General features: G+C 48.5%; 9 protein-coding genes and 1 pseudogene. 1 reads left to right on the top strand and 9 read right to left on the bottom strand.

Translation table 11 applies throughout. The annotated features are described in order from the left end of the window. Positions 1-144: 144 nt before the first annotated feature. From ACFPVS_RS11060 to ACFPVS_RS11020, 9 genes and pseudogenes are all read right to left on the bottom strand, one after another. Positions 145-681 (bottom strand): hypothetical protein, encoded by a 537-nt coding sequence (locus ACFPVS_RS11060; RefSeq protein WP_378595773.1) that lies wholly within the window; start codon positions 679-681, stop codon positions 145-147. 124 nt (positions 682-805) lie between these two features. Next, entirely contained in the window at positions 806-1,291 is a 486-nt protein-coding gene (locus ACFPVS_RS11055; protein ID WP_378595772.1) for a hypothetical protein, read from the bottom strand. Between the two features lie 51 nt (positions 1,292-1,342). Further along, positions 1,343-1,888 carry a hypothetical protein gene (locus ACFPVS_RS11050; RefSeq protein ID WP_378595771.1) on the bottom strand — a complete coding sequence of 182 codons (546 nt, stop codon included), beginning with the start codon at positions 1,886-1,888 and terminating at the stop codon, positions 1,343-1,345. A 49-nt stretch (positions 1,889-1,937) separates the two neighbouring features. Further along, on the bottom strand, positions 1,938-3,179 hold the full coding sequence (locus ACFPVS_RS11045; protein ID WP_378595770.1) for a hypothetical protein: 1,242 nt from the start codon (positions 3,177-3,179) through the stop codon (positions 1,938-1,940). A gap of 187 nt (positions 3,180-3,366) precedes the next feature. Beyond that, the gene (locus tag ACFPVS_RS11040) at positions 3,367-3,516 is read right to left on the bottom strand and encodes a hypothetical protein (protein WP_378595769.1); all 150 of its coding nucleotides are present in this window, start codon (positions 3,514-3,516) and stop codon (positions 3,367-3,369) included. A 132-nt stretch (positions 3,517-3,648) separates the two neighbouring features. Further along, complete coding sequence (ruvA, locus tag ACFPVS_RS11035) at positions 3,649-4,230, bottom strand: Holliday junction branch migration protein RuvA (RefSeq protein ID WP_123804720.1); 582 nt, start codon at positions 4,228-4,230, stop codon at positions 3,649-3,651. Positions 4,231-4,347: 117 nt separating this feature from the next. Then, entirely contained in the window at positions 4,348-5,184 is an 837-nt protein-coding gene (locus ACFPVS_RS11030) for a septal ring lytic transglycosylase RlpA family protein (protein WP_378595768.1), read from the bottom strand. Between the two features lie 97 nt (positions 5,185-5,281). Further along, the gene (trmL, locus tag ACFPVS_RS11025; RefSeq protein ID WP_378595767.1) at positions 5,282-5,746 is read right to left on the bottom strand and encodes a tRNA (uridine(34)/cytosine(34)/5-carboxymethylaminomethyluridine(34)-2'-O)-methyltransferase TrmL; all 465 of its coding nucleotides are present in this window, start codon (positions 5,744-5,746) and stop codon (positions 5,282-5,284) included. A 64-nt stretch (positions 5,747-5,810) separates the two neighbouring features. Beyond that, positions 5,811-6,537 (bottom strand): annotated as a pseudogene (locus tag ACFPVS_RS11020) (ComF family protein). Here ACFPVS_RS11020 and bioH point away from each other — a divergent pair. Continuing rightward, the gene (gene bioH, locus ACFPVS_RS11015; protein ID WP_378595766.1) at positions 6,536-7,279 is read left to right on the top strand and encodes a pimeloyl-ACP methyl ester esterase BioH; all 744 of its coding nucleotides are present in this window, start codon (positions 6,536-6,538) and stop codon (positions 7,277-7,279) included. The pseudogene ACFPVS_RS11020 and the gene bioH sit on opposite strands and share 2 nt — an antisense overlap. Position 7,280 lies beyond the last annotated feature (1 nt).

The raw sequence follows: 7,280 nt of genomic DNA, 5'->3' as shown, positions 1-7,280 counted from the left end.
GTACGGCCGGGTATTTGAAGTGTAGGTTATATTTGGACATAAGAAAACTGCACCTTTTAAAGTTGGCGGGGGTGTCCGACTTTTGGGGTGCAGTTCAAAAAGTTTCAGACGGCCTTTTTTAATCCGATTTTTCATATAAACCGTTTATTGCTTTCCCTTCCGCTCACGGTATTCTTTCCATTCAAGCAAAAAAGTCGTTAAAACAGCCAATGTATAACGTATCGCAAAATAAATGACGGAAGTCTTGCAAACCATCATAAACAGAAACAAAACCGGATTATTGTGGAACGATGCTTTGGTGCCGAAGCTCACTCCCTTGGTCATTGAGAAATCCTGATGAACAACGGTAAGCCAGACTGTAAAAGCCATAAGAGCCAGAAAAATAAACATACCGATGATATGATTGGCCGAATCAAACTGAATTTTCTTGTGGTATTGAGAAAGAGAAAATATTATTGCCGCCGCAACGGCTAAAATAAAAGAAAAACTGTTGGTCAGTTTCGCCGCAAACGGATAGGCTTCGGGTTTGTAATACCCTTGGCCGAACAAGTATTCGTCTACGAAAGCAGCCAGCTGATGTTCGGCAGGGCTGACAGCTTGGGCAGGCGTCAATAAAAATACGGCGACCGGAAAAAGAGACACCGCTACCAAAACCCAATCTTCAATTTTTTTATTTGACATAACAATACCTACTTTATCAGGCCGTCTGAAAGTTTCAGACAGCCTTTTTTAAGCCGGTTTTTCATATAAACCGTTATTACTTACTCTTCCGCTCCCGGTATTCTTTCCACTCAATTAAAAAAGTTTAACTAAAAGCCAAAATAAATCTGATCCCAAGGTATATCGTTGTATTTTTACAGACCATAGCGAACAAATATAAAAAAACAGTATTATGGAAAGATTCGCTTGTCCCCCAGCTTCTGCCTGTTGATTTTGAAAATTCCATAGGTTCTACAGTTAACCAGATACTGAAAATAGTCAGCGACAGCATAACCAATATCAACAGCACCGGATGGGTTTGAGAAAAATCATATTTTTTCCAACCTTGTGAAAATGCTGCGATAAAGGCTGCTGTAACGGCAAAAAAGAAAGAAAAACTGTTGGTCAGTTTCGCCGCAAACGGATAAGCCATAGGTTTGTAATAACCTTGGCCGAACAAGTATTCGTCCACGAAAACAGCCAGCTGATTTTCGACAGGGCTTACTGCATGTGAAGGTGTCAATAAAAATACTACAATCGGAAAAAACAATACTGTCCAAAAGAACCATTCTTCAATTTTTTTCTCAGGCATAAAAACTCACTCCTATAGGCCGGCTGAAAAGTTTCAGACGGCCTTACCAAACTATTTTTTCTTTGCACGGTACTCTTGCCACTCAATAAGAAAAGTAACTAGAAATGCTAAAATAAATCTAATTGCAAAATAAATAACTACCGTTTTTGACAGCATGGCAGTCATATAAAAAAAATAATTATTGTAAAAAGAAGCTTTAGTTCCAAAACTTCTGCCTTGAGATGTTGAAAATTCCATATGCACAACACTTGTCCAAATAAAAAATATCAACAATACGACAAGAATAAATCCTGCAAATATGGTATTTTTTTCCAGAAAATCATATTTTTTCCAACCTTGAATTACCGCAGCAATAAAAGCAGCGAAAATTGCAAAAATTAAAGAAAAACTATTGGTTATCTTAGAGGCAAACGGATAAGCATCAGGCTTGTAATAACCATGCCCGAATAAATAATTATCCAAAAATTCTGCGAATTCCTTTTGTCCTGCAGTCTCGGCATAAACAGGGCTAAATATAAAAACTGCAATTGGAAACAATAGGACTACCCAAATCATAAAGGCATCAAATTTTTTATTAGGTCTATTGATATTTGACATATTTTTATCCCATATCAGGCCGTCTGAAAATTTCAGACGGCCTTTTCATTTAATACATAATGTAATCATCGTAAATATCAGGCATACCGATATCGGGCGTTACCATATCGGGATAGACAACGGTCTCGTCGGCAGGGATAGGGTTTTCCGTTACGGGCTGGGACAACAAACTTTCTTGATTTTCGTAATACAGGAACATCTCGTCGTCTATCCGCGAACCATCGGGCAAGATATTTTCGGGGCTGTCGTATCCGATTACCGTTTTATTTTCGGCAATCGGCAGTTCAGCCAAAGTCGCTTCGGCGACTTCAGCAGGTACGTCTTCAACCTGTTCGGTTTGTACGGTGGAATCCGTACCGTTTTGCGCTGCCGCTACGGCTTCGGCTTGTGCTTTTTCTAAAAACGTTTGTGCGACGTTTTCAGACGGCGTAACCGATGTTTCTTCAGCCTGTAAGATAAAATTGCCCTCGCTGGAAATACCGCCGACGATTTCCACTTTATCGGCCTCTATCTCGATATTGTCAAACCACTGGTTGCCGAAAATAGTCACATTGTCGGCACGGAGGCGCGCATCAATAGGCAGGTGCATATCACCGACCAGTACCAAATCCGTCACATCATCTACCGGGGCAGACAGTATGGAATTACCTTTGGATATTTCGGATTCGATAAAATCCGCTACATTACTAATGGCTATTGTTAACCCAATACCAACACCCAAAGCTACAAGACCTCCAGCTAATGGAGTTCCTGCTAAAGTTAGCATAACTCCTAATGCTCTTGCCGTTCCCAACGCAGCCGCTCCACCTGCCGCCCCGACCATGATTTTCGCAAACTGCCCGTATACGCTGTCCCAGTTGGACTGGGTATCTTCATGGTAAGCTTTGTTCAGACGGCCGCCGAGTTCCAAGATATCCAATCCGTTGCCCGCGCCGCCGGCCAATTTGCCCGCCACGCCCATAAGATAGGCTTTGCCGGCGTTTTCCCCACCTATTTTGTGCATTTCTTTTGCTTCCTGACGCATGGTTTCGACGGTTTCGACGGTTTCGGCCAAAGCACCGGGATTGCGGGCGTAAAAATCGGCGGCATCGGCGGGCATTTCGCCGTTTTGGAACGTAATCATCCCGTTGGCGTAGGTGGCGGCCAATTCGCTTTTGAGTTCGGCGGTTCTCTGCAGGATTTGCGCCCGCTCTTCCAAAGGTTTGGCCAAAAGGCCGGTGGCGGTATTGATTTGGGAAGCAATATCCCCGGCCAGAGATTTGGCGGTTTCTTCGGGGTGCGGTTGGGGCACGTTTTCAGTTGGTGGTGTACACCGGCATTTTGTGAAAAGTCGGCATTTCCGCTTGCGGCGGGGTCGAAATAGGCGGATCCGACCATGTCCGTATAGGGGGCATTATCGATAACAATGGGCAGGCTATCGTCGGCAAGGGCATGGTTTACGCCGCCTGACGGCCTTGCTCCTGTAACGACAATGGGACTTAATTCAACATTTTGCCCCATTCCGCCGCCGGAATCCAAGCCGGTTCACTGGAAATAACTTCATATCCGACACCGTTTATAGCGGCTGCGGCTTTATGGGTTTCATCGCCGCATACGTAATCGCAATACGGGCAGCAGGTTTCACTCATTATCCATTACCTCCTTGTTAATATTAATAATTCTTATTTAGAAAACATAAAGACAACAGGCCGTCTGAAAAGTTTCAGACGGCCTGTTGTTTAAATATATTTATTTGATTTTATTCAGTTTTTATTTTTGGTTTACTTCAGTAAATTCTTCAAAGCCAAGCGCACGCCTTCACCGACGTCGGTGCCTTTCGGAATGCCTTTCACCGCCGCTTTGGCTTCGCGCTCGTTGTAGCCCAAGGCTAATAAAGTGCTGACGATATCGGTTTCGTCTGCGCCCGGGGTTGGGGCAAATAGGCCGTCTGAAATATGTTCCGGCACCAGCTTGCCGCGCAATTCCAGCACCATGCGCTCAGCGGTTTTCTTGCCTATGCCGGGCGCGGAAGACAGTCGTTTCACGTCTTCTTCAGCCACCGCCTGCGCCAGTTCGTCGGCGTTGATGGCAGACAGAATGCCTAAGGCGGTTTTGGCACCGATGCCGCTCACCTTTACCAATTGGCGGAAAGTCGCCCGCTCTGCCGCCGTGGCAAAGCCAAACAGCAAATGCGCATCTTCGCGCACCACCAATTGGGTATAAAGCTGCACGGTTTCATTCAATGCTGGCAGGTTGTAAAAGGTTTGCATCGATACATCGACTTCATAACCGACGCCGTTGACATCAATAACGATTTGCGGCGGCTGTTTGTCGATGAGTTTGCCGGTGAGTCTGCTGATCATAAAAAGCTCTGGGTTAAGTGGAAAAGGCCGTCTGAAAACATGATGTTTCAGACGGCCTAATTATACCAAGTTTAGCGAATCAGACGGCCTTATCATCAAGACAGGCCGTCTGAACGATTAAATTACTGAATCGGCGCTGCTGTATGCCAGGCTGCGGATACGGGTTTCGGCTTCATCCGCGCGCTCTTGTGCAGTAAACGGCCCCATGCGCACTACATATTCGTGGCTGCGTTTTTCAACCGACATTTTCGGGCCGGTCAAAGAAGAAGCCAGTTGCTCGGTGGTGCGGTTGATGTAGGCTTGTGCATCACGCTCGGTACCGAAGGCTTTCAAATCCACATAGATTTCTTGTGCCGGCGACAAGGCTGCCGGCGCGGTGTTCGGGGTAACGGCTTTAGGTGCGGCGGCTTGTTGCGATTTCATGCCCGGCACGATTTGCTCGATTTTCACATGGGCCGAGCCTTGGTTGATAAAACCGAGTTTTTGCGCGGCGGCTTTCGATAAATCCATTACGCGGTTACCATGGAACGGGCCACGGTCATTCACGCGCACGATCACGCTTTTACCGTTGCGGGTGTTGGTCACTTTGGCGTAGCTCGGAATCGGCAGGGTGCGGTGGGCAGCAGTCATGGCGTGCATGTCGTAACGCTCGCCGCTGGCGGTTTTGCGGCCGTGGAATTTGCCGCCATACCATGAAGCGTTGCCGCTTTGGCTGAACGACGATACTTTAGTCATCGGTTGGTAACGTTTGCCTGCTACCTTGTAGCTGCGGTTGGCAGAAGGATACAGTTTCTCAGCGCGCACAATGCTGTCTTGCTGGGTCACCATGATTTCGTTGGCCTGCTTGGCCAACAGGGCGCCTTTGGCGGTTTGCGCCGAGGCGTTACCGATGGAGAAAACGCCGATGGCAGCTGCCGTCAGCGTGGCGAATAAAGTATGGCGGTTTAAAGTCAAAACAAAATCCATTCTTGAGTTAATCAGGCAAAGCGCCGATGTTTCAATACGAAACATCGACACTTATAAAATCACGATTGTTCAGACGGCCTGTCGATTACATTCCGCCCTGATAATCGTTTTGCCGCCATGCTTCAAACAGCATCACGGCCACAGTGTTAGATAAATTCATGCTGCGGCTATCCGGCAGCATAGGCAAGCGAAGCTTTTGCCCGGCTGGCAGGGTATCGAGGATTTCTGCCGGCAAACCGCGTGTTTCAGAGCCGAACAAAAACACATCGCCCGGCCGGAATTCAGCTTTGTCGGGGCGGGTTTTGCCTTTGGTCGTCAACGCGAAAATACGGCGGCCTTCGAGTGCTTTCAAGCAGGCTTCGAAATTCTCGTGTACCGTCAGTTTTGCAAACTCATGATAATCCAAACCCGCGCGCTTCATTTTGGTGGAATCGAGCGGGAACCCGAGCGGTTTGACTAAGTGTAAGTCCGCGCCGGTATTGGCGCACAATCGGATGATATTGCCCGTATTCGGCGGGATTTCAGGTTGATACAAAACAATAGTAAACATATAAATCAGTCACTTAGCAGTCGGATAAGATGCCACAGCATGGTGGCGGTGTCAAAGTCTTTAGCTATCTTTTCAATTGCGAACGCGCCAGACACCAGCAATAAACCGCGCTTGCGCCCGATGCTTTCAGCGTTTGCGCCAATTCGTTTAATGTTGCACCGGTGGTCATCACATCATCGATTAACAATATCTTACAGTTTTCAGGCAAAGTCTTGTTTAGCTTGAAGATGTTGCGTACATTGCGCCGTCGCTCGTCGCTTTTGAGCGTGCTTTGCGGCGGTTTGTGGGCACGTTCGATGAATTGGCGCGGCAACACTTGCCAGCCGTAGTCGCGCGCCAAACCTTTCGGCCAATTCTTCGCTTTGGTTAAAACCGCGATAAAGCCGTCTTACCTTACTCAACGGCATGGGCAGCACGCAATCAATCTCGGCGGTATCCAGCCAATCGGGCGCATGGCGGTGCATTAAATCCGCCAACGGCCGCCGCATGCTCATGTCGCCCAAATGCTTGAACTGATGCACCATGCCGCTGACCGGCGCTTCATAATACACCGAAGCCCACATCCGCTCAAATTCCGGCGGCTTTTTCTGGCATTGGCCGCACACCGCCCCACCGGCAACCTGCCGGAAACACAAAGGGCAGCTATTGGCCGCATCGGTGAAGTGTTCCGCCAAATCAGCCAAGCAGCCGTCACACAGGCCGTCTGAAGCGGAATCGTGGCATAATACGCAGCGATGGGTGCACCACCCCGAGCGTTGTTTCATTCTGCACCAAAAAGAAAGAACATCCATGCCACACTCTGCGAAAAAAGTTTATCTGATTCACGGCTGGGCGGCCAACCGCCACGTTTTCGACGATTTCATACCGCGTTTGCCGCACGATTGGGAAGTGCACGCGCTGAACCTGCCCGGTCACGGCGATGCGCCTTTTAGCGACGATTTCGACATTGCCGCCATTGCCGACCATTACGCCGCACAAATCGACACACCGGCACACATTCTCGGCTGGTCACTCGGCGGCTTGGCCGCACTTTATCTGGCCGCACGCCACCCCGACAAAGTGAAATCGCTGTGTCTGACTGCCGGTTTCGCCAAATTCACCGCCGAAGCCGATTATCCCGAAGGTTTGAGCCATCCTGCTTTGGCCAAAATGGCCGGTACTTTTCAGCAGGATTATGCCAAACATATCAAACAGTTTCTACAATTACAATTACTTCATACACACAATGCCGACACCGTTTTGCACAAAGTATTGCCTGATTTAATCCGCCGCGGCGCACCGCAAGCGCTGCAAGCCGCCTTGGATGCGGTCAACCGCGCCGATGCCCGGCCGTTTTTAGCGCACATTCAGCAGCCTGTGTTGCTCGTTTACGGCCGAAAAGACGCCATCACCCCGCCGCGCATGGGCGAATACCTGCACCGCCATCTGCCCGATAGCCGCCTGCATCTCATTGAAAAAGCCGCCCACGCGCCGTTTCTCAGCCATGCCGATGAGTTTGCCGATGTGTATCAACGTTTTATTGAGGCCGTCTGAA

Origin of the sequence: Neisseria weixii (assembly GCF_042658245.1) — a bacterium.
Classification (GTDB): domain Bacteria; phylum Pseudomonadota; class Gammaproteobacteria; order Burkholderiales; family Neisseriaceae; genus Neisseria; species Neisseria weixii.
This window is presented reverse-complemented; position numbering and strand designations above follow the sequence as displayed.

Bases quoted from the DNA above. Each gene is read 5' to 3' on its own strand.
- bioH (WP_378595766.1), top strand. From the start codon at position 6,536: ATGCCACACTCTGCGAAAAAAGTTTATCTGATTCACGGCTGGGCGGCC.
- ACFPVS_RS11060 (WP_378595773.1), bottom strand. From the start codon at position 681: ATGTCAAATAAAAAAATTGAAGATTGGGTTTTGGTAGCGGTGTCTCTT.
- trmL (WP_378595767.1), bottom strand. From the start codon at position 5,746: ATGTTTACTATTGTTTTGTATCAACCTGAAATCCCGCCGAATACGGGC.
- ACFPVS_RS11040 (WP_378595769.1), bottom strand. From the start codon at position 3,516: ATGAGTGAAACCTGCTGCCCGTATTGCGATTACGTATGCGGCGATGAA.
- ruvA (WP_123804720.1), bottom strand. From the start codon at position 4,230: ATGATCAGCAGACTCACCGGCAAACTCATCGACAAACAGCCGCCGCAA.
- ACFPVS_RS11050 (WP_378595771.1), bottom strand. From the start codon at position 1,888: ATGTCAAATATCAATAGACCTAATAAAAAATTTGATGCCTTTATGATT.
- ACFPVS_RS11055 (WP_378595772.1), bottom strand. From the start codon at position 1,291: ATGCCTGAGAAAAAAATTGAAGAATGGTTCTTTTGGACAGTATTGTTT.